The following is a 21,803-nucleotide window of genomic DNA, read 5'->3' on the forward strand; positions in this document are numbered from 1 at the left end:
ATCCTTGTAATGATGATCTTTTTTTGGCGCGGCGTGCGTGCGTAAGCCGCTGCTCCCCGCTGTATCGCTGATGACGCGTCCACGACTTTTTCTGCTTACCCGCGGCGTGCGCCGTATCCCACGGCTTGCCGCGCTGCTTGATGATTACGAACTGCACGGTGCCCTCCCGGCCGACGCAGCGCCGCACGACCGCGTGCTGCTCTGGGGAAAGCGCCCCAGCGCCATTCGTGCGGAGCGGCGGGCGCGCGCCTGCGGTCTCGGTGTGCTGCATGTCGAGGACGGGTTCCTGCGGTCCGTCGGCTTGGGCCCGTCCGACCCGCCTTTGTCCATTGTGGCGGACGACGTCGGCCTCTACTTGGACGCGGAGCATCCATCGCGGCTCGAAATCCTGATACCTCGACCGCTGACGATGCAGCAGCGCGCAAGGGCCAATACCTTGGCCGCTGCGTGGCGGGAAGGGCGTCTGTCCAAGTACAACCACGCACGGGACGCGGCTCCAGGTCTGTGGCGCGATAGCGTATTGGTGGTCGATCAAACCATGGGCGATGCGTCGATCCTATGCGGCGGCGCCGACACGTCTTCGTTCACGCGCATGCTGCAGGCGGCACTGGACGAACATCCGCATCGACGTATCCTGCTGAAGGTTCATCCGGACGTCGTCTCCGGACGTAAGCGCGGCCACTTTGACTTGAGCGTCCTGCGTGGCCATGCGCGCGTGACTGTGCTCGACCGGGACTTGCATCCCGCAAGCCTGTTGGACCAAGTGTGTGCCGTGTATGCGGTTTCATCCCAACTTGGCTTTGAGGCCTTGCTATGGGGCTTGCCCGTCCGGTTGTTCGGCATGCCCTTCTACGGTGGCTGGGGTTTGACGCAGGACGAATTGCCCGCACCCGCTCGCCGGTGCCCGGCCGACATCGAGCAACTGATCCATGCTGTGCTGGTGGAATATTGTCGCTACGTTGATCCGGAAACGGGCGAGCGTTGCCAGCCCGAGACCGTCATGGCATGGCTTGCCTTGCAGCGCCGCATGCGCCAGCGGTTCGAACCTCGTATCGCCGCGGTGGGCTTTTCTGGATGGAAACGGCGTTACGTCCGCGAGTTCTTCAACGGCAGCGACGTTCATTTCGTGCACAACCTACGGCGACTGCCCGAAGGGCATGCCACGGCGGGATGGGGCAGCGATGCGCTAGCGCTGCGCGCCGCCGAGGCGCAAGGGCAGTCTATCCGGGTCGAGGATGGCTTCCTGCGTTCGGTGGGCCTCGGTGCGGAGTTGACCCGACCGATATCCTGGGTCCAGGATGATTTGGGAATCTATTACGACGCAACGCGGCCATCGCGGCTGGAGCGCATCCTTGCCGAAACCCGCTTCCCAGACTCGCTAGTAGCCCGAGCGGCGCAGCTACGGAGGGAAATCCGGGCGGCCGGGATCACAAAGTACAACCTTACTGGAGCGGCGGATTGGCAACGACCAGCGTCCGTGCGGCGGGTGATCTTGGTGCCCGGGCAGGTTGAAACCGATGCATCCATACGCTACGGGGCCAATGGCATCGCGGGCAACATCGCGTTGCTCCGGGCAGTGCGCGAAGCGCGTCCGGAGGCCCACATCTTGTACAAGCCTCACCCCGACGTTGCGGCGGGCTTGCGCGCCGCGGGACGAAGCGAAGGGGATGCCGGGCATTGGTGCGACGAAATCGTTGGCAGAGTAGCGCTGCCGGAATTGCTGGAGCACGTGGACGAGGTACACGCGTTGACCTCACTGGCGGGATTCGAGGCGCTCTTGCGGGATAAGACGGTGGTCACGTACGGGCAGCCATTCTATGCCGGATGGGGCCTAACCGAGGACATGTCGCTGACGGGCGCGGTTCGCAAGCGGCGCGGCCGGTTGCTAGCGTTGGACGAACTCGTCGCGGGAGTCCTGATACTGTATCCGACCTACGTTAGCCGCATAACGCATCGTTACACGACTCCGGAACAGGCGTTGCGAGAGCTGAAAGAGTGGCGTTCGGCGGCAACAGCAACGCCCGCTTGGATACGCTTGATTGCCCGGGTCTTCCGGCAGGCATGAGGGCGCGAACGTTCTGTGCCGGTCCGGTGCAAATTTTTGAACATGGAAAGGAAGCCGTGACCACCGCGGGACCAACATGGCAGCGCTACTTGCCACGGTCCTGCGACCATCGTTATTAGTCCTCCGGCCCATAGTCGTAACGGTACTGCCGTTCAATGCTGGCTCGTTCAAGCAGTGCTGCTGAAGCGCGCAGGCTGCTACGGCAGCTAGACGTCGCTTCCGCTATGCCGCGCCTTCCAAATGTGCGCCGGTAACGGTTATCATCTCGTCCCTGGGATGAGTGACAGCGCCTGAGGTCTGCGTCGACGGCTCATTAGCGAGCACTGCGCGGCCATGAGCCGTTGCTCGTGGCAATGTCTGGAACGGCGGAGATGGCGGGGTTGGGCGATGCGCTGTACGCCAGCGTAGGCGTCGGGGATCCACGTGCTGAGGGCAGCGTCAGGCTGTCCGATGCTGCGTCAGTCGCCGCCATGCGCCTGCGGACTCTTACCGGACGATGCGTGGACGAACTTTGCGTGCCCGCCGATGCATCGTGGCCGTTCCTACGGCTGGCTATTCGAAACGCACCCGGGCGTAATAGGGATGCCCGCGCGGTGCCTAACGATCACGAATATCGCTCGCAAACGTGCGTCCCTGCGGGGTGGGAGACCTCCTGCCGCGGGGCGGGACTCCTACATTCGTTTCCCGGCGTCGGTATACTGCGGCGCAACTTCGAACCAAAGGGCCTTTGTTAGTGAAGTCTCGTTCACCGCTACAGATTGCAAGAGCCGTTATTTTTGCGCTGCTTCTGCGCGAGATGCGCACGCGCTTTGGTCAACGCCGAATGGGGGCGTTCTGGATGCTGGCCGAGCCGATCGTGCAACTCTTCGTGCTGACGATCGTGATAGGGCTCTTTCGCGGTCGAGGTCCCGTGCAGGGCATCCCGTTCCCCGTCTTCCTGCTGACCGGTATTGCGCCCTTCATCATGTTCCGTAGCGTGGCCACGCTTCTGATGGATGGAATTTCGGCGAACCGTGGGCTGTTTGCGTACAAGCAGATTATGCCGATGGATACATTCGTCGCGCGCACGATCATGCAATGTAGTATCTCGAGCCTGTCGTACCTGTTCGTCATGGGCCTTTTTGCTTGGTACGGATTCGACATGAGTGTCCACGCGCCGCTGGAGTGGTTCGGGCTTCTCGTGGTAGGCATCGCGCTGTCGTTCGGCATGGGTATGCTGCTCGCGGTAATCGCCGATGCGCTGCCCGAGGTGCGCACCTTCATCCGCTTCTTCTTCCTGGTGCTTTACTTCTCGTCTGGGGCGATGTTCCCGGTGTCCCGCCTACATCCGTATCTGCTGCAGTACCTACTCTGGAATCCCTTCCTGCACCTAACCGAATTGCTGCGGGATGCGGTGTTCCCGTTCTATCGGATGATCGACGGCATATCGGTGAGCTACGTGCTGGCATGCATGGGTGTGCTGCTAATTTCGGGACTTGGGCTGTTCCGCGTGCGTCGACTCAGGATGCTGGCGATCAAGGGGATCACCTGATAGATGTTTACCCTCAATAATCTCACCAAGTCATATCTGACGACCTCCGGACGAAGATACATATTCCGCGACTTATCGATGGTCATTCCACCCGACCGGAACATTGCTTTGATTGGCAAAAACGGCGCTGGCAAATCGACGCTGATGCGCCTGTTGTCCGGGGTCGATGCGCCTGACTCGGGAAGCGTACGCACCGACAAAAGTATCTCTTGGCCTGTCGGCCAGTCCGGCGGATTCCAAGGTAGCCTGAGCGCGCGGGACAACGTCAAATTTGTCTGCCGGATCTACGGATTCGAAGGCGATGAGATGCGCAGCAAGATGCGCTATGTCGAAGAGTTCGCCGACATCGGTTCGTGGTTCGATGAGCCGGTGCGCACCTATTCGTCAGGGATGCGTTCGCGCATCGCTTTTGGCCTGAGCATGGCCTTCGATTTCGACTACTACCTGATCGACGAAGTCATGGCGGCGGGGGACAACTCTTTCAGGGTGAAGTGCCAGGAGGTGTTCCGTGAAAAGCTTGTTCGGTCGAAGATCTTTCTGACCACGCACAATATGAAAGAAGTTGAACGGCTCTGCGACATCGTTTTATTGGTGGGCGCGGGGACAATAACCGTATACGAGGATGTAGCCGAGGGCATCGCAGCCTATCGTGCCAAATGATGGGCGGACATGGGAAAATGAGCAATCAAAATAAACGGCGGAACAGACTACTGGCGTTCTTGATCATAGTCCTTCCTATGGTGCTGGCGTTCATTTACTTTACGCTTCTGGCGGTAGATCGGTACGCCAGCACGGCTCAAATTGTGGTTATCACGGCCGATGCTGCCAGCGCTGGACAACAGGCGCCCGGTGCTGCAGTACTGGCGCCTAGCGCGCGTACAGTTGCGCGGCAGGAAACGATCTTCCTGCTCGAGTACATGGCTTCGCCCGACATGCTCGCCGTGCTGCAGGAGAAGATCAAATGGCACGAACATTTCGCCGCGCAATGGTCGGATCCCATCTACTGGGTGGCGCAGAAGATCTCGCGCGAAGACCTGCTGGAATATTTCCAGCGGCTCGTCACGGTGCACGTCGACGAGTTTACGGGGCTACTGACGGTGGAGGTCCAAGGCTTGTCGCCTGAATTCGCCAATCGAACCCTGACGCTAATGCTCCAGCAGAGCGAACAGTTCATCAACGACATCTCGCGCAAGCTCGCACGCGATCAGGTTCGCTTCGCCGAAGAAGAACTGGTCAAGGCTCGCGTCGCCTACGAAGACAAGCGTTCCGAACTGATCGATTTTCAGAGTAAGAACCGTCTGCTGGATGCAGAGGCCTCGGCAAAGGCGCAAGCTGGCATCATCGTCAGCCTGGAGACGTCCTTGGCCACCGAGCGCGCCAATCTGAAGGGGCTGGTGAGCACACTGAATGCTGATTCTCCGCAGGTGCGCCAGCAGAGGAACAAGGTCACGGCGCTCGAGAGGCAGTTGGCCGCCGAAAAGGCAACATTGGTGTCATCTTCGCAGGAAGGCCATCTGAACGTCGTGGCAGCCGCCTACCGCAAATTGTCGGTAGACGCGGAGGTGGCCGAGGAAGCGTATAAGCTCAGTGTCACGGCTTTGCAGAACGCGAAGATCGAGGCCAACAAGAAAGTGCACAGCCTAGTCACGGTTATCCAGCCGAACATGCCGGAAGACCCCACTTACCCGTACAAGCTATATGACTTGTTCACTCTGCTCGTCGTACTCGTTTTCATTTACGGCATCACCCGTTTCATCATCGCGAGCATTGAGGATCATCGTGATTAGGTCAGCTCTCTCCTTTTTCTCGTCCGCGCGTGTCGTCTTCGTTGCACCGCTGCTCCTCGTTCTGACCGGTTGCGCCGGCGGGCTGCTTTCCGGTGCCGGCCCACGTATCAGCGCGATCGACGCCGAGTCGTCGAATCCCTCGGTGCCCTATACCCTCATCGATCTCAGCGGCGAGACAATTGCGCCGTACGTGCGTCCGCCCGAACCAGCACCCGCCGCCAATGTGTCCTCCACCACCACCGCATACGAGATTAGCTTGGTTCCAGGAGACGTAATCAAGGTGATGATCGCCGACATCGGCGAGACCAACGCAATGTTCGCGCCCCTGGCTGCGGGTGGCACCAGCTTCGACGTCCGGGTCGATGTGGACGGCAAGATCTCCTTGCCGTACGCAGGTCGCTTCAGCGTCGCCGGCCACACGCCGGGCGAGGTAGAGCGCGAGATCAAGCAGCGCATACGCGGCGTCACAGCCGATCCCCAAGTCATGGTTAGTATGGTGGGCGACGTATCTGGTTCGGTGCTGGTGGCAGGGGCCGTCAACAAGCCCGGCCGGTTTTCGGCGCTGCAAGGCCCCTTGACGTTGCTCGACGCTATCAACTTGGCCGGCGGTCCCATGCTAGAGCCACATTTGGTCGAAGTGACCGTGCGCAACGGTAAGGACGCGAACGTCTATTCGTACCAGAGCCTGCTCCAGGGCCTTAACGCGCCGGTCGCTCCGAGGTCTGAAATTGTCGTCTCGCGGGCTCGCAAGCGTTTCGTAGCCATGGGCGCGGTGGCTACCCCCGGTCTGCACGACCTGCCGTCTGAACAACCCAGCCTGCTGGAAGTTCTCGGGGAAGCAGGGTGGCTGGACGAGACGAAGGCGGATCCGCAAGGCGTGTTCGTGTTCCGATTGTCGCGCGTGGCCGGCGTCGAACGTCCGGTGCCCGAAGTCTTCCGCTTGAACATGCGCGACCCTGCCGCGATTTTTCTGGCCCGCCAGTTCCTGGTGCAGCCTGAGGATGCGGTCTACGTGACGAATGCCGCCATCTATGAGTGGCAGAAGATCATTTCCCCGATAATCCAAGCCATGGCGTTCGGCAGAACATTAGAGAGGGGCTTCTAAGCTGGCCGAATCAGAGCGACGTTGAGCTCCGTCCTCATCGTTGCTCGTCAATTGCGGCGCATCCGGCTCCACGGTAGTCTTGGCGCGTGCAGCGCTGGAGCCGGCGTATTTCATCATGGATAAATGGGCGCGTAGGGGCCGTCTGATAGAGTCCGCTGGCGTCGCTGCGAGTACACTCCGCTATTCTTCGATTTCGGACTTGGCTCTCCCGTATGTCTCAGGCGCGGCGGACGATTCTATTCCTGCAAGGCCCCCCCTCCACGTTCTGGCGCCAGCTCTGCGATCACTTCAATGACGCTGGTGTGCAGACGCGCCGTATCAATCTGTCCATGGGCGATTGGGCTTATTGGCGGCGTCCCAGCGCCGTCAACTATCGCGGCCGCTTCAGTCGCTGGGCCGAGTTCTTGCGGCGCTACATCATCCAGCATGGCATAACGGATATCCTTTACTATGCTGACCGCCTGCCGTACCACGCGGTCGCTCGTGAAGTGGCCGGGGAACTGGGCGTGCGCACCTACTCGCTGGAGTTCGGCTATCTGCGTCCGGATTGGTTGACGCTAGAGCGCGGCGGCATGGGCGCGTTATCCCATTTTCCCACGGACCCGGAAGCGATACGGGCGATCGCCGAACGTGTCGGTCCGCAGTTGAACGAGGTGGCTCGCTATTCTCATAGCTTCGGGCAGGAAGCGCTCAACGAGGTGCTGTACAACCTGCTGGCATCGCTGGTTCCCTATCTGTTTCCACTTTATCGATCCGACAAGTACTATCCTCCTCTTGTCGACTACCTGAGCTGGCTGCCGCGCATCATCGGCAAGCGCATCCGAGAGCCAGCGCGAGTATGGACCGCGACGCGCATTGGCAGTCAACGCAAGCGCTATTGGGTGCTTGCGTTGCAAATGCAGGCCGATTACCAGCTACGCGCCAATTCTCGCTTTCAGCATCAGTCCGACATGATCGATGAGGTCGTCGGCTCCTTCGCAGCGCACGCACCGCGAGACGGACACCTTATTGTCAAGCTACATCCGCTGGACAATGGCATGGAACGATGGGAGAGCGTCGTGATGCGGCTGGCCAAGCGTCACGGCGTGGGCGATCGGGTGGTGGCTGTTAGCGACTGCGACCTAAAGCGAACCATCAAGCGCAGCCGAGGCGTCATTACCGTCAATTCCACGGTCGGCCTGCATGCGCTGCGTGCGGGGTCGCCGGTCAAAGTGTTGGGCGTGGCCGTCTACGACATCGTCGGACTGACACATGACGGCCCACTTGATTCATTCTGGACGAACCCGCAGAAGGTGGATCGGGCCCTGCTCGACGCATTCGTCAATGCGCTGGCCGCCACCATCCAAGTACGCGGCTCGTTCTACAACCGGGCGGGTAGGGAAGTGGCTTGCCGGGAAATCGTGCGCCGCATCCTCTCGAACTCGGTCAACCATGCCGGGGCGTTCATAGATCCGCCGCCTAGACTCGTTAAGGCACTCAGAGACAATGTGCCGATCTATCGCTCGCTCGAAGGTAGCGGGATCGCACCGACGCCAACCCTCCGCTCGTGGACGGAGCCACAAAGCTCCGATTTGTCCTAGCGGCCCCGAAGCGTGGCATGGGCTATCCAGTGGGTCGCTGCCGTCGAGTGTGCGTCGGGGACATGTCAATACTCTCGGATCATCCAACAACCATGGGTCCGATGCGAGGCCTACGAGGCTCTGTCACGCTACGGGCACGGGATCCAGCGACTATCGTTCGACGGATACCGATCTCGGGCCTTTCGTAACTAACGTTACGTCTAGCGGTCAGTCGGGGTCTCGGGAGGGGGAATATCCGCGTGAGCCCGATATCGCAGTAAACATCGCTGGGGTTTCGTAGCATTCGGAAAGGTCGATCAGGAAATGGTGGCGGATCGATGATGGTTCGAGTTGCCTTTGTGGTGGACTACTGGAATAATGCTGCGTCGCCGAGTAGCCTACTGGCTCCCCGCTGCGGTTCTCAAGTCGGTCTTCCTGTTGTTTCTCCTTTCTCGCACGACGATGGTCTGGCCGCGGGTTCACTCTTGCTTTGCGCAATCGCCAACTGACCGCGTGCTAATAGGTTCTTGCTGGCGGATTGCTACATGCATGGCGCTAGCTGCTCCTCGCCTCTATGGTCCGGCCGGCTGCTTGCGCGTGGGGTGTCCTCGCAAGCGGCAACGGATCTCGCCGCCCTCTAATAAACACATGGCCCGGCAAAAACGAGCATGCAACCCGGCGTAGCGCGTCTGAAGCGATTCGTTTGGGTGGGTTGGTCCAATGGCTTTGTCTGACGGGCTACCGGTAGGCCGGGGCGTGCAGATTTGCCTTGTACTGGCGTAGGGCGATGCTCGCGCTTGAGGCTGAAGATTCCTAGGACTCTACGTCCGATCGTCTGACCACAACCAGAGTGATGCATGGCAGCTGCAAAAGCGTTATTCGATAGCCTTCATTTTCTGACGTCCGCCGTCAAAGCCGCGAAACAATCGCTCCGGCGCGTAGCTGGTCCTGGCGAGCCGATTTACAAGTTGCCGGATTATCGCATGCCCGGCGTAATACACGATGCGCTCGCTCCCTTCGACCTTCAAGGCGATAACTGGTTCCAAGATGAGGATCTCCCGATTGCTATTTTCTGGGGATTCAATCCCTGGAAGCGACCGTACATGCAGGCGTTCTTTCCTGGCCATAAGCTGGCATTCGTGCGAGGTACGAGGACGTACTTGGGTTTGGCCAAGTTTCTAACTCGGTTTCCGCAGCACCGTGAGGTTATTTTTGTCGGCTGGGGAACCAAGCTGCCGGCATACGCTCGGCGTTTTGCGCAACGACATAGTATTAGCATGCGCTTCGTTGAGGACGGCTTTCTGCGATCGTTCCATCCCGGTGCGCTTCATACGCGACCTTACTCGCTAGCGATTGACGCTTCGGCACCTTACTATGATACAAGCAGTACCACGGATCTCCGCCGAATACTAGAGTCCGCACCAGCCACCCAGGACGAAGTGGCCGCTAATAAAGCGGAGGCCGGCATTGCACTTATGCGCGCTGCGTTCCTAACGAAGTACTATTCGCTGAGGATTGAAAGCGAAGTTTGGACGCCTCCGCCTTTAGGGGGGCAGGCTCTCGTGTTGGTGGTAGGGCAAGTTGAAGACGATGCGTCGATTCGCTTGGGCTATAAGCGCCACGCCCATGAACCGCGCTTCTCGAACTACTTGTTAGTAAAGCAAGCAGTAGAATCGCACCCAGGCGCATGTGTGCTGTACCGACCCCATCCCGATACATTCCATAATGGCCGGAAGTCTAGGCGCGAGGCAGAAATTGCGCGTCTATGTACAATGATCGCGCCAACGGTCCCGCTTCATGCGGTTTTCCCGTATGTGAAGCATGTTTATGTGGGCACCTCTCTCGTTGGGTTGGAGGCCGCGTTGTGGGGCATTCCAGTCACTACGTTGGGCTTGCCGTTCTACGCCGCGACCGAGAAGATCCGCTCCCTGCAGAGTTCCCGTGTGACGCCAATGCCGCGTTTAGGCATTTCGGCGCTATTTCAGGCGGTCTACCTCGATTATCCGAAGTATGTGCATCCCGACAGCGACGAATTGGCGGATTTTTTCGATATTGCTTCCTACTTCGTCGTAGAGAAGTTCAAGCATTTGGTTCTAGATGGCGTTCCTGCCCACGAGTTGGACGTACCGGCTCTTGAACGGATTGCAGATTACCTATCGCCGCCTCTCAAACTGTTCCTTCACTTGCTTAGGGTGGGGCGGCTCGGGGTAGACAGCCCGCAAGAGATCGTCGGCCTTGCAGGATCGCCTTTGCGTTATCAGGACGTTCCGCAGTTCTCGGAACTTCTTATCAAGGCCTGCCGATTCGATGCGCTGGCGCTTTATTTGTCCAAAACGGTTCACCAGTTCTCCGCGGAGATCGAGATTCTCAAGAACCGCAAGGCATTGATGGCGAGGGTGCTTGACATCATTGTCGACAATGAGAAGGCACTCAGAGGCCGGGTAGGCTTTTTGCTGCCGGACGTCGTGGATTGGATCGCGCCCCAAAAATTTCCTGGCTACATCATTCCCGACGACTTGCTCCTTGGATACGCCCGGGCTCTATCCAACAACCTGCAGTACGATCTGTTGGAGAGGGTCGTGTTTAACATCGAGCACGCTGCTGCCGACAGCATGGCATATGGCGTCCCCCTGCTGCGTGCCTTGACGGCTCTGTTAACTGCCAAACCAGCGCGCAGCGAGCGTAACGCGGGGAAGCGCGCCGAATTGTCGGAACGGGCGGCGCGACTTTACCAAAACAGTCTTTTGCTCGAAGGCAAAACCGACCCGCTATTTGCTAGGGCGCTGGCGGACTTGGCGCTGGACGCACCGCATGCTTGTAAAGCCGTCTGCGAAGAGATGCTCGAGCGCCTGGATGCCGAGGCGGCGGGTGAGAGTCGACCATTGCTCGAACAGTACAAAAGGAATAGTGGCCAGGTATACATGCTGGTCTCTTATCTTACCCGTCAGTCCATGCACGACACGGTCGACCGCTTGATGGCCGCGCTTGAGTGCGACGAACAGAAGGACGACCGGGCCGTGTTGCAAAGACTGCGGATCCTAGTGGAGCGGCACGAGTTCGCAAAGTTCCATGCGCTGCACGCCGGGCTCTCTGAGGAACTGAAGGCGCGGCTGGATGTGAACGAAATGCACGTCCGCGCCCTTATGGAACAAGGCGACTTCTTGTCGGCTCATCGCATCGTGCGGGCTGCGTTGAACCAAACGAACATTACGCGTCGGAAGCGCGCGCTGCTATACGAGCAGCAAGAGAAGATAGCGTTCTCTCTGGAGGCTAGCCGCATTCTCGACGCCGTCCCGCAACCACATTTGCCTAAAGGTGTGGTTGTGCTCGGCACATTCACCGACTATAAAGCATTGGCAATGCTAGTGCCGGCACTGATGGAGGTTCGTAGGAAAGGCTATGCTGTCGTTTCTCTGATCAATGGCGTGCTGCGGCAAACTCCGACGGGGTTGCCATTCATAGACCAGTTGATTGGCTTATTGCCAGCGTCCACAGCGTCACGGAAAAGCAGCCATAAGAATGACTGGTATGTGCACTGGAACGAAAGGGAAGTGTCCTGCAATGGTGTCAATTACTACCAGGGCTTCTATGAGTCACTTTCTAATTTCTTCAGGCGTTATGTCGTCGACCTGAACGACCAAGCCGTCAGGCGAAATTTTTTCTACCGGTTGGTGCGAGCGGACGATAGCCTGGAGGCTTGCAATCGCATTTATAGGGATGTGGTCCGGCGCGGGATGCCTTGCATAATCTTGAGCGGGGATGGGCACGTTGTGCCACATTCCATATTCCGCGATTTTTGTCGCGCTCAGAATCACCCGTTGCTGTCATATGTCAACGTAAACATCGGCTACGAGAATTATTTCACCAATCTGGGCGGGCGCTACTCGTCCACGATGACGGTGACCGACCATACATTGTTTCCAAACCACCGCGCTCCCTTCCTCGCGCGCCCAGACCGTTTCGAGCGCTGGTACGCTGCTGAGAAGGATAATGAAGTCTATCGGAAGCGCGCCGACGAACTGATTCAGACTAACCGCGTACATGCGCATGGAGATGGGGCAAGCCGTGCGCTGATTGAGTATCTGCAGGGTCAGCGATCCACAGGGCGGAGAGTTGTATGCTGTCTAGGCAAAATACCAATCGACTTGGGAGTGCCGTTCGATGGTGGGCCTGCCCACGAGGACCTGAAAGACTGGCTGAACCACACGATAGATGTAGTGCGTGGCCAGGAAGATATCCTGCTGTTGATCAAGCCGCATCCGCATGAGATTCAACCGTCCATCGCGCTGGACCTGTTGGATGGCTTCGCGGATCTGATCGAAGGGCCGATACCGTCGAATGTCCGCCTCTTGGGCCATCGCGAGATCAATAACCATCAGCTTGCGCCTTGTCTAGACTTGACGCTGATGTGGAACGGTTCATCAGCAGCAGAATTGGCCGCGCTCGGAGTTCCCGTAATGATGGCTTCGCATTTTGGGCGGCACGACTATCCCATCGACTTGCTTTATCCGACTGATCGCGACGATTATGAAGCGTTTATCCGAGGCGGCCTCTATAAGAGGCCCGACGATGAGACCAGACGTCGAGCAGCGTACCTGATCGCTTATCTGGAAACGTCCGACGTCACGATCAGGAACGACTACGCCTGGCGACCTGTGACCAACGATAGTGTGGGCGTCCCGTCGTGGCGCCCGGAGCGTGTCGATAGCTTACTCAGGAATGGGGATCCAGAGATGGCGCGTGCAGCAGCACGCATCCTGGAGCGGTTCGAAGGAGCCTGCGACTGATGGGGCTCATGAAGCGCAGTTTAGTGATCCGCGCCGACGCCTCTGAGGTCGTTGGAACGGGTCATGTGTATCGCTGTCTTGCGTTAGCGGACGAAGCCCGGATGTGCGATTGGGCCGTTGCTTTCATCTGTCGAGCCGCACCCGGGCATCTGGGTGAGCTGCTGGCTGCACGCGGGTACCGCGTGCATTTTGTGGACGACGATGAAGACTGGGAGGTTGATGCCCGTGCCGCAAGCCACGTGCTACGTTCGATCGGCACTGTAGATTGGCTAGTTGTCGACCATTACGGTTTGGATGCTCGTTGGGAGAGCGCCGTCAGGGCATATGTTGACCGCATCGCGGTCTTCGATGACCTAGCCAACCGCCCGCACGCATCCGACTTGTTGGTCGACAGTTCTCACGATCCTGCTGAGTCCTGCCTATACCGTCCTCTAACTCCCTCGGGGTGCCGGCTGGCTATTGGGTTAGGTTACGTACCCTTGCGGAGAGAGTTTTTCGAGAGACGACCACCGGTGCGTAGCCACCATGACGTGCGACGCATCCTGGTGACACTAGGGGGAAACGACCCTTTGAATGCTACCGAGTTGGCACTGGACGCACTGAACAGTGCCCAGTTCGCGCATATTCAGGTCGACGTTACTTTGGGTACATCAAACCCTCGCCTGCGAAGCTTGCAGGATAAGGCTGCCAATATGCCAAATGTTAATGCATACGTGCAGCATTCCCGCATGGTCGACCTGATGGAGCAAGCCGATCTCTGCCTAGGGGCAGGCGGGACCACGGCTTGGGAGCGATGCTACATGGGCCTGCCGGCGTTGGTGCTGGTATTGGCGGATAACCAAAGGGATTTGGCTGCCAAGTTGGACCGTCTGGGCTGCGCCCGCAACCTCGGCTTCGCGGGAAGTCTTGACGTCATGTCTTTGCGAGCTGCGCTGTTTGATGCTGTCGAGGATTCCGCGTGGCGGCAGCGGGCTGGCTTGCGTGGCAAACAGATGATAGATGGTGGCGGCGTCAGCCGTTTGCTGGCCTTGATGTCGGAATTACATCCCACTTGACCCACGGGCGCATTTCTTTATGACAATACAATTGAGATATGAAAGCTTGACGCTTCGCCCGCTGGCAGTTTCAGATTCCTCGCTGATATTCGCGTGGCGCAACGATGCGAATGTTCGAAAGGCCATGTTCAGCGGCGACCTGATTGAAATTTCCCAGCATGAGGCTTGGCTGTCGCGGACACTTGGCGATCCTTCATGTGCATATTTCATTTTCGAAATCGCTGAGCGCCCCGCGGGACTAGTAGGTTTTTCAGAAATGGGCGACCGGGATCTGCGTGCGCGGTGGACCTTTCATGTGCGCCCGGATCTGAGAATCCCAGGCGCTGGAACTGCCATGGGATTCTTGGCCGTGGACCGTGCGTTCCGAGAGCTGGGCCGGCATAAACTATGCGGTGAAGTGCTCGCGGACAACGAGAGGTCGCTGCGCATGCACCGACGACTGGGGTTTCGCCGTGAAGGGATTCGGACTGCCCATGTCCACAAGGCGGGGACCTGGATGGACGTACATGAGTACGCGCTGTTGGCTGAAGAGTGGGCCGGCATTCGAGGGGCGATCCACGAAGCACTTTTCTCCGAATTCCAGCGGCCCAAGCCCAAAGTACTGTTCACTGGCGGCGGTGGCTCGGCATCGCAATCGTTGCAGGAGCAGTGGTCCGAACGCTATGAGCTCTATTTTGCCGATGCGAACCCAGAGGCTTTTCCTCCCGGTATACCGCAATCGCGGCGCTGCGTGATTCCGTTAGCTCGAGACCCTGCGTTCACCGAAACAGTCGCCGCGCTATGCAAGCGGGAGAGGATCGATCTGATCGTGCCCGGCGTGGACGAGGAGTTGCTTGCGTTCGCGCGTATGCACGGCGCGCCGGGGTGGCCCCGCATCATGCTTCCCGAAACCAAATTCATAGAGCAAATGTTAGATAAGTTGGTCAGCGCTCAAGCAATCGAGGCGGCGGGACTTGATGTGCCGATGACCCGGCCGCTGGAGCGGGCGTCGGAGGTCGGGTTCCCGCTGATCGCGAAACCAAGAACGGGCCGAGGGTCGCGAGGAGTGATGCGTCTTGATAGGCCCGAACAGGTTGCGGCATATCTGGCGTTGCAAGCGGGGAAACCGGAAGATTTCATCGCACAGCAGTTGGTCCTCGGAGACGAGTACACGGTCTGCGTGGCAGCTGATGGTGGCATCCTACCGCGAGAGGTGATTCCTGTTCGCGCAATGGAGAAACGCGGCATCACGCTCCGTGCGAAAACCGACCGCGCGACATCGGTAATTGAGTACGCGAAGGCATTTCAGGCGCATTTTCGCGCATCTGGTTGCTACAACATACAGTGTATGTTGACTCCGGATGGGAAAGTGCTGCCATTTGAAGTGAATCCACGGATCTCGACGACGTTCGTTCTTGCTATCGCAACGGGTTTCGATCCCATTCCTATGGCGCTCGGCGGAGAGATCGAAATGGGGAAGTTCGAACGCCATGCGGAATGGAGCTTGCATCGTAGCTGGTTCAGCGCGATCACGAAAACGAGGTGAGGGAAGATATGGAGATTGAGATCAACGGGCGAAAGGTGGGCGATGGACAGCCCGCATTCGTGATCGCCGAAATCGGCTCGAACCATAATCAAGATTACGATCTGGCTTTGCGGATGATTGATGCAGCGCTGATGGCCGGGGCGGACGCTGTCAAGTTCCAGACATTCAAAGCAGACAGGCATGTATCGCGTCGTGCGGAGAGTCCCTCATATCTGAAGGACCGCAATATTCAAGACCTGTTGCGGAGCCTGGAGTTGAACCGTGACTGGCAGGCAGGCCTGCAGGCGCACACGGAGGGCCAGGGAGGCATTTTCTTCTCATCGCCTTGCGACTTCGAGGCCGTAGACGGCCTCGAAGCCATCGGAGCTCCCGCCCACAAAGTTGCTTCTTTCGACCTCACGGACACCGACCTGATTGGGTATATCGCGCGCACCGGCAAGCCAATGATTCTATCGACCGGTCTGGCTGACTGGATGGATATCCAGAGAGGTATAGACACAGCCAAGAAGCTTGGCAACGACCAACTTGTGCTGCTGCAATGCACTTCGCTGTATCCTGCCCCGCCTCACTTGTCCAATCTGCGCGCGATGGACACGATGCGCCATGCCTTCGGCGTGTTGACCGGTTATTCCGACCATACGCTGGGGAGTACGGTTTCTATGGCGGCTGTGGCGCGCGGTGCGTGCATGATCGAGAAGCACTTCACGCTTGACCGCACCCTCCCTGGGCCCGATCACAGTTTCGCCATGGAGCCGCAGGAGTTCAGCGAGATGGTTCGCGGGATGCGCGAGATAGAGAGCGCTCTTGGTGACGGGTCGAAGAACGGCCCGCGTCCAGAGGAGCAGGAGATGGCTGAGAAGGTACGGCGCTCCTTGCACGCAGCCAGGGACATCGAGGAAGGTGAGAAGATATCGGCCGACATGCTCGTCATTAAGCGACCAGGGCATGGATTGGCGCCGTTCCTGCGCCCGCACATCCTTGGTCGGACGGCTCGGCGCAGGATCGAAGCAGATGAGTGGATTACTTGGGATATGGTCTGACGATGGAACTGGTCGTCGTCACAGGAGCGGGCGGCTACCTTGGAGATGAGGTCTTGCGCTGCGTCAGGGCTTCGGGAAAGAATGCAATAGGACTTTCGCGCCAGCCTCGTGCCGGACTCGAGTTGTGCGACATGCTCGATTACGAGCAGTTGGCCCGGTTCATGGACGAGGCCAAGCCGTCCGTCGTGATTCACTCCGCCTGGGAAACACCGAAAACCAGCGCGGGTTATGGCGACAAGCTGAGCAGCGCCCGAGGTCTAGCAATGGTCGACAATCTATTGGCTGCCACGGACGCGTCAGTCATCTACATTTCCTCAATGGCAGTCTACGGCGACGGCGAGGCACATGTGCCGCGCTCCGAAGACGATGCTGGTAGGCCACAATCATCTTACGGCATTGCAAAGTGGGAGGGCGAACGAAAGTTCGCCTGCGCCCATCGAAGCGGGTTCGCCGTTCGACTGCCCGGTTTGTTCGGCGGGTCGCGGTGTGGCGGCTTGGTGCGCGGAGCGATGGAGGCCCTCGGTCGCGGGGAGTTGCCGACATTACCTCCAGGACCGCTGCTCTGGGCCGCCATGCACGTCAGCGATGCGGCGGAGCAGGTTGCTCGCCTCTGCGCTCGGTCCCCCGGCCCGGGTTTTGCGCCGGTCAATGTCGGCTATGAAGGCACGTTCTCCGTGTCCTACTTCGTTCAGATACTGGAAGAACTTTATGCCAAGCCTATTCCATACGATATTGTCCATCCGAAGTTTTCTTTTGATCTGCGTCGTGCTCGAGAGCTCGGCCTTGTTCCTCGTCGCGATTTCAAGCAGGCCTTGGAACAACTGAAACAGGAGCTTGAATGACGTCCATCGACTTCGCTCCAGTTGCCGACGTGTTGCGCCAAGCTGGTGACCTCATACTTGACTGGCGGCACGATAAGGCTCAGCGTCGCCTGCACTCCGTCCGCGATTTCAAGACTCAGGCGGACGCACGCGCTCATGAATGGATCTCTGATAGGCTGGCTGGCTTGTATCCGGGCCTGCCCGTTCTTTCCGAAGAGGCAGAGTGGAAACGATCGCGTCCATCGGCATATTGGCTGATCGACCCGATTGATGGAACTGCCAGCTGGTACGAAGGCTATTCCGGATTTGCTACCCAGGCCGCCTTTATAGATCGCGGTATGGTGCTGTACGGTGTAGTATGCGCGCCGGCGTTGGGCGTCGTATGGGAAGGCATTAGTGGCAAGGGCGCCTGGCGAAATGGCGAGTCGTTGCCGCGCCTTGTCCCCTCCGACCGTCTACTGGTATGCGACAACTATCCTGACGCTAGGCGCGCCGCCAGGACGCTAGTTGATCGACTTCCAGCAACGGGTTACGTCGAAAGCGGGTCCTTGGGTATCAAGTGCTGCCTGATTGCAGATGGTACGGCCGACGTGTTCGTCAAGGATGTGGTGACGCGTGATTGGGACATCGCGCCGGCGGCGCCTGTGCTGGCTGCAGTAGGGGCCGTCCTTAGCCTGCCAAATGGTGCACCGTATTTATTCGACGGCGCGATGGAGAAGCCCGAAGGGGTCCTGGTAGCAAGAGACCCTGAGCTCGCCGCCAGGGCGGTGGGAATATTGGAGAAACCATGAAAGTTGCTGTCTTGGCTGCGCATGCCGACGACGAGGTCTTGGGGTGCGGTGGCACCATTGCGAAACATGTCGCGGGCGGTGACGAAGTTCGAGTGCTGCTTATGACAGACGGTGTCGGCTCGAGGGGGCATAGGCAGGAAGCCGCCGCGGCCCGTATGGCGGCCTGCAAGTCCGCCTGCGCCGAATTGGGCGTGGTGGATCCTGTCGCGTTGGATTTTCCGGACAACGCGATGGACAGCGTGCCGCTGCTTGAAGTGGTGCAAGCCATAGAGGGGCAGTTCGCCGGCTTCGATCCGGACGTCATATATACCCATCACGCGCATGATTTGAATGTCGACCATCGGGTTACACACGAAGCCGTAATGACGGCCTGGCGTCCTCAGCCTAATTGTGCGCGACCCGATATCCTAACGTTCGAGACCGTCTCCAGTACGGAATGGCGGGCACCATCTCCGATGACGGCTTTCGTGCCCAATTGGTACGAGGATATCTCGCAGTTTCTCGACAAAAAAATGGCGGCAGTGCGCTGTTACGAATCGGAGATGCGGCTCTGGCCGCATGTTCGTTCGAACGAGTCGTTGCTGCATTTGGCTCGGTGGCGTGGCGCGTGCGTGGGCGCGCAAGCTGCCGAAGCATTTGTACTCATACGTCATATTGGAAAGGCTTAAAATGGGAAGCAGCATGCTAAACAATTCTTCCATTCTTATTACGGGCGGGACTGGAAGCTTCGGTCGGCAGTACGTGCGCACGCTATTGGATCGGTTCGATCCCGCGCGGATCGTCGTATTCTCACGCGACGAGCAGAAGCACTATCAGATGCAGCAAGAGTTCTCCGACCCGAGGTTGCGCTACTTCGTCGGGGACGTCCGGGACCGTGAACGCCTGATTTTTGCCATGGCCGGCATAGACTACGTTATTCATGCCGCGGCAATGAAGCATGTCCCCCTTGCTGAGTACAACCCCACGGAGTGCATCCGTACGAACATCCATGGAGCAGAGAACGTTATCGCAGCAGCGTTGGCCAACAAGGTCAAGGCAGTGATGGCTCTATCGACGGACAAGGCAGCCAACCCCATCAATTTGTATGGAGCTACAAAGCTAGCCTCGGACAAGCTATTTACAGCAGCTAACAACATAGCTGGGAACACCGGTACGAAGTTCAGCATCGTGCGCTATGGAAATGTCTGCGCGTCGGCGGGCTCCGTAGTACCATTTTTCGAGTCCTTAATAAGGAAAGGTGCTAGAGCGCTACCGATTACGGACCGGGAGATGACGCGGTTTTGGATAACACTACAGCAGGGCGTGGATTTTGTTATCAAGAACTTTGCTCGTATGCAGGGCGGAGAGATTTTCATTCCGAAGATCCCTTCTGCGCGTATGGTAGACCTAGCGAAGGCTATGGGTCCTGACCTCGACCAGGAAATAGTGGGGATTAGGCCAGGCGAGAAGCTCCACGAAATAATGTGCCCCGCTGATGATTGCCACCTCACTTATGAGTTCGAGGACCATTTCGTGATCTCTCCGTCGATTAGCTTCGCCGGCGGAAAGCACGACTATACGACCAATGAGCTGGGCGAGCGGGGAGAACTAGTGCCAAAGATGTTTGAGTACAATTCAGGCACTAATGATCGCTTTCTTACCCTGGACGAGATCCGGCTGTACAACCGATTGGCTCGGACGGGAGTGAGCTTCACGTTGGCCGATGTGGAAGCGGGACGTTTTCCCGAAATCGAGATTCAGGATATTGAACGATGATCCCCTACGGGCGACAGGACATCACTCGTGAAGATTGCCTAGCGGTGCAGGAAGTCCTGCAGTCCGACTTTCTAACTCAGGGACCGGCAGTCGGACGTTTCGAAAACGCGGTGGCTGCTTATTGCCAAGCAGCGGCAGGTTCCGCATTCTCTAGTGCTACGGCGGCTTTGCATGGGGCTTATCATGCACTCGGAGTCGGCGCGGGCGACTTGGTGTGGACTACGCCCAATACGTTCGTAGCTACGGCGAACGCGGCCCTCTATCTGGGTGCGGACGTGGATTTTGTCGACATTGACGCAGCGACGCTAAACATGTCCGTCGACGCGCTACAAAGTAAGCTCGAGCAAGCCAAGGAGTTCGGGCGCCTGCCGAAAGTCGTGGTCCCAGTGCACTTCGCAGGGCAATGCTGCGACATGCAAGCAATTGCCGCTCTATCAAAGGCTTATGGGTTCCGTATTGTCGAGGACGCTTCCCACGCGATTGGTGGGCGTTACCAAGGTCATCCGGTAGGAAGTTGCCGCTATTCCGATATAACGGTGTTCAGCTTCCATCCCGTGAAGATCATTACGACCGGCGAAGGGGGGCTGGCTACCACGAATAGCGCGGAGTTGAAGAACCGGATGGATTTGTTCCGCGCTCATGGCGTGACCCGGGATGGGGCGTTGATGCGTGCGTCTCAGCATGGCGCGTGGTATTACGAGATGGTAAGCCTTGGGTACAACTACCGTATGACGGATATCCAAGCTGCATTAGGGCTGAGTCAACTGACGAGAGTTGATGATTACGTCGCCCGCCGGCACGACATCGCGTCCATGTATGACCAAGCCTTTCGCGACATCGGAGTCCGGCTCCCTGCTCAATCGAAAAGCCAGTATTCGGGCTACCATTTGTATGTGATCCGCTGGCCGGACGGACTCGGAGGGCGAACACGTCGGCAGGCTTTCGATTACCTTAAAGAGCATGGTCTGTACGTTAACGTGCACTATATTCCTGTGCATCTGCAGCCGTATTATCAGGATCTCGGGTTCAAACTTGGCCAGTTTCCGAAAGCTGAGGAATATTATGGCGAAGCGATCACTCTGCCACTGTTTCCGGGTCTGCTCGAAGGGGATATTGCTCACGTCATTGCAAGCGTGCGGGCTTGCGCCGGAAGGAAGCCCTGATGGCGCGTGACCCTATCATCGTCGTCGTACCAGCAAGGGGTGGGTCTAAGCGGGTGCCACGTAAGAATGTGCGCCCGTTTCACGGCAAGCCGATGCTCCATTGGCCATTGCGCGCTGCTCAGGACACTGGCCTTTTCGACCGGATTGTTGTCTCGACGGATGATCCTGATATTGCCGAGGCTGCCCGCGCTGGTGGGGCCGAGGTCCCGTTCCTCCGGGATGCCAGTCTGGCCGACGACGTGACAGGCACGACAGACGTTGTTCGCGATGCTGTGGTCCGGTTGCGGTTGCCTGATGACGCTGCGGTCTGTTGTCTGTATCCCACGGCGGCGTTTGTGCAAGCGAGAGACCTGGCTTCAGGGCTGGAGGCATTGCGGGAGGGCGGCGTACCGTGGGTTATTTCTGTGGCCGCCTACCGCACACCGATCCAGCGCGCCTATTTATTGAAGGAGGATGGGCTAGTCGAGCCTGCAATGCCGGAATACATGCCCATGCGATCGCAGGATCTGCCGCAGGCATTTTTTGATGCCGGACAGTTCTATTGGGCCCGCGCCAAAACTTGGCGGACGGCGGGGCTACGGGTTTGGGATGGTGCGCGTCCAGTAATGCTAGATGCCAATCGAGTGGTCGACATCGATACGCTATCGGACTGGGCGTACGCCGAGCGGCTTTTTGCTCTATGGCGAGAAGGCGCCGATTAACGTCTACACTAGCCTTTCGGTCAGACAATGCCGATAGAGACCCGTTCTCATTTGATGGCCAGAGGCTGGAACGCTCGCGATCTTGACTTCTTCGTCCGGGCATCCCTCAACAAGGAAC

General features: G+C 58.4%; 16 protein-coding genes. All 16 read left to right on the forward strand.

Translation table 11 applies throughout. The features are described 5' to 3' along the window. The first annotated feature begins 37 nt into the window (after positions 1-37). The 16 genes from CAL15_RS06505 to pseF all read left to right on the forward strand — a co-directional run bounded on the left by CAL15_RS06505 (position 38) and on the right by pseF (position 21,685). Positions 38-2,065: a capsular polysaccharide biosynthesis protein gene (locus CAL15_RS06505; RefSeq protein ID WP_232468134.1), complete on the forward strand. Its 2,028-nt coding sequence runs from the start codon at positions 38-40 to the stop codon at positions 2,063-2,065. Positions 2,066-2,798: 733 nt separating this feature from the next. Next, entirely contained in the window at positions 2,799-3,596 is a 798-nt protein-coding gene (locus CAL15_RS06510) for an ABC transporter permease (protein ID WP_232468135.1), read from the forward strand. Positions 3,597-3,599: 3 nt separating this feature from the next. Continuing rightward, entirely contained in the window at positions 3,600-4,256 is a 657-nt protein-coding gene (locus CAL15_RS06515) for an ABC transporter ATP-binding protein (protein WP_086077835.1), read from the forward strand. Between the two features lie 17 nt (positions 4,257-4,273). Then, entirely contained in the window at positions 4,274-5,383 is a 1,110-nt protein-coding gene (locus CAL15_RS06520) for an ABC transporter permease (protein ID WP_086077836.1), read from the forward strand. Then, complete coding sequence (locus tag CAL15_RS06525) at positions 5,364-6,488, forward strand: polysaccharide biosynthesis/export family protein (RefSeq protein ID WP_232468136.1); 1,125 nt, start codon at positions 5,364-5,366, stop codon at positions 6,486-6,488. The genes CAL15_RS06520 and CAL15_RS06525 overlap by 20 nt, the downstream gene beginning before the upstream one ends. Positions 6,489-6,700: 212 nt before the next feature. Further along, positions 6,701-8,068 (forward strand): capsule biosynthesis protein, encoded by a 1,368-nt coding sequence (locus CAL15_RS06530; protein ID WP_086077838.1) that lies wholly within the window; start codon positions 6,701-6,703, stop codon positions 8,066-8,068. Between the two features lie 836 nt (positions 8,069-8,904). Then, a complete protein-coding gene (locus CAL15_RS06535; RefSeq protein ID WP_086077839.1) occupies positions 8,905-12,834 on the forward strand; it encodes a capsular polysaccharide export protein, LipB/KpsS family in 3,930 nt (1,309 codons plus the stop codon). Next, positions 12,834-13,889, forward strand: coding sequence for a UDP-2,4-diacetamido-2,4,6-trideoxy-beta-L-altropyranose hydrolase (gene pseG, locus CAL15_RS06540; RefSeq protein ID WP_086077840.1), 1,056 nt, complete (start codon positions 12,834-12,836; stop codon positions 13,887-13,889). The genes CAL15_RS06535 and pseG overlap by 1 nt, the downstream gene beginning before the upstream one ends. 19 nt (positions 13,890-13,908) lie before the next feature. Further along, positions 13,909-15,414 carry a UDP-4-amino-4,6-dideoxy-N-acetyl-beta-L-altrosamine N-acetyltransferase gene (gene pseH, locus CAL15_RS06545; protein WP_086077841.1) on the forward strand — a complete coding sequence of 502 codons (1,506 nt, stop codon included), beginning with the start codon at positions 13,909-13,911 and terminating at the stop codon, positions 15,412-15,414. Between the two features lie 8 nt (positions 15,415-15,422). After that, a complete protein-coding gene (locus CAL15_RS06550; protein WP_086080965.1) occupies positions 15,423-16,454 on the forward strand; it encodes an N-acetylneuraminate synthase family protein in 1,032 nt (343 codons plus the stop codon). Between the two features lie 2 nt (positions 16,455-16,456). After that, the gene (locus tag CAL15_RS06555) at positions 16,457-17,296 is read left to right on the forward strand and encodes an NAD-dependent epimerase/dehydratase family protein (protein WP_086077842.1); all 840 of its coding nucleotides are present in this window, start codon (positions 16,457-16,459) and stop codon (positions 17,294-17,296) included. Further along, entirely contained in the window at positions 17,293-18,066 is a 774-nt protein-coding gene (locus CAL15_RS06560) for an inositol monophosphatase family protein (protein ID WP_086077843.1), read from the forward strand. The genes CAL15_RS06555 and CAL15_RS06560 overlap by 4 nt, the downstream gene beginning before the upstream one ends. Next, positions 18,063-18,734 carry a PIG-L deacetylase family protein gene (locus CAL15_RS06565; protein WP_086077844.1) on the forward strand — a complete coding sequence of 224 codons (672 nt, stop codon included), beginning with the start codon at positions 18,063-18,065 and terminating at the stop codon, positions 18,732-18,734. The genes CAL15_RS06560 and CAL15_RS06565 overlap by 4 nt, the downstream gene beginning before the upstream one ends. A 13-nt stretch (positions 18,735-18,747) precedes the next feature. After that, a complete protein-coding gene (gene pseB / locus CAL15_RS06570) occupies positions 18,748-19,821 on the forward strand; it encodes a UDP-N-acetylglucosamine 4,6-dehydratase (inverting) (RefSeq protein ID WP_086080966.1) in 1,074 nt (357 codons plus the stop codon). After that, entirely contained in the window at positions 19,818-20,984 is a 1,167-nt protein-coding gene (gene pseC, locus CAL15_RS06575) for a UDP-4-amino-4,6-dideoxy-N-acetyl-beta-L-altrosamine transaminase (protein WP_086077845.1), read from the forward strand. The genes pseB and pseC overlap by 4 nt, the downstream gene beginning before the upstream one ends. After that, positions 20,984-21,685: a pseudaminic acid cytidylyltransferase gene (gene pseF / locus CAL15_RS06580; protein WP_086077846.1), complete on the forward strand. Its 702-nt coding sequence runs from the start codon at positions 20,984-20,986 to the stop codon at positions 21,683-21,685. The genes pseC and pseF overlap by 1 nt, the downstream gene beginning before the upstream one ends. Positions 21,686-21,803 lie beyond the last annotated feature (118 nt).

Origin of the sequence: Bordetella genomosp. 13 (genome assembly GCF_002119665.1) — a bacterium.
Lineage (GTDB): Bacteria > Pseudomonadota > Gammaproteobacteria > Burkholderiales > Burkholderiaceae_B > Bordetella.

Excerpts from the sequence above, each read along its gene's own strand:
- CAL15_RS06565 (WP_086077844.1), top strand. The coding sequence starts at position 18,063 with ATGAAAGTTGCTGTCTTGGCTGCGCATGCCGACGACGAGGTCTTGGGG.
- pseF (WP_086077846.1), top strand. The coding sequence starts at position 20,984 with ATGGCGCGTGACCCTATCATCGTCGTCGTACCAGCAAGGGGTGGGTCT.
- pseC (WP_086077845.1), top strand. The coding sequence starts at position 19,818 with ATGATCCCCTACGGGCGACAGGACATCACTCGTGAAGATTGCCTAGCG.
- CAL15_RS06530 (WP_086077838.1), top strand. The coding sequence starts at position 6,701 with ATGTCTCAGGCGCGGCGGACGATTCTATTCCTGCAAGGCCCCCCCTCC.
- CAL15_RS06555 (WP_086077842.1), top strand. The coding sequence starts at position 16,457 with ATGGAACTGGTCGTCGTCACAGGAGCGGGCGGCTACCTTGGAGATGAG.
- pseG (WP_086077840.1), top strand. The coding sequence starts at position 12,834 with ATGGGGCTCATGAAGCGCAGTTTAGTGATCCGCGCCGACGCCTCTGAG.
- pseH (WP_086077841.1), top strand. The coding sequence starts at position 13,909 with ATGACAATACAATTGAGATATGAAAGCTTGACGCTTCGCCCGCTGGCA.
- CAL15_RS06550 (WP_086080965.1), top strand. The coding sequence starts at position 15,423 with ATGGAGATTGAGATCAACGGGCGAAAGGTGGGCGATGGACAGCCCGCA.
- CAL15_RS06515 (WP_086077835.1), top strand. The coding sequence starts at position 3,600 with ATGTTTACCCTCAATAATCTCACCAAGTCATATCTGACGACCTCCGGA.
- pseB (WP_086080966.1), top strand. The coding sequence starts at position 18,748 with ATGCTAAACAATTCTTCCATTCTTATTACGGGCGGGACTGGAAGCTTC.
- CAL15_RS06520 (WP_086077836.1), top strand. The coding sequence starts at position 4,274 with ATGAGCAATCAAAATAAACGGCGGAACAGACTACTGGCGTTCTTGATC.
- CAL15_RS06560 (WP_086077843.1), top strand. The coding sequence starts at position 17,293 with ATGACGTCCATCGACTTCGCTCCAGTTGCCGACGTGTTGCGCCAAGCT.
- CAL15_RS06535 (WP_086077839.1), top strand. The coding sequence starts at position 8,905 with ATGGCAGCTGCAAAAGCGTTATTCGATAGCCTTCATTTTCTGACGTCC.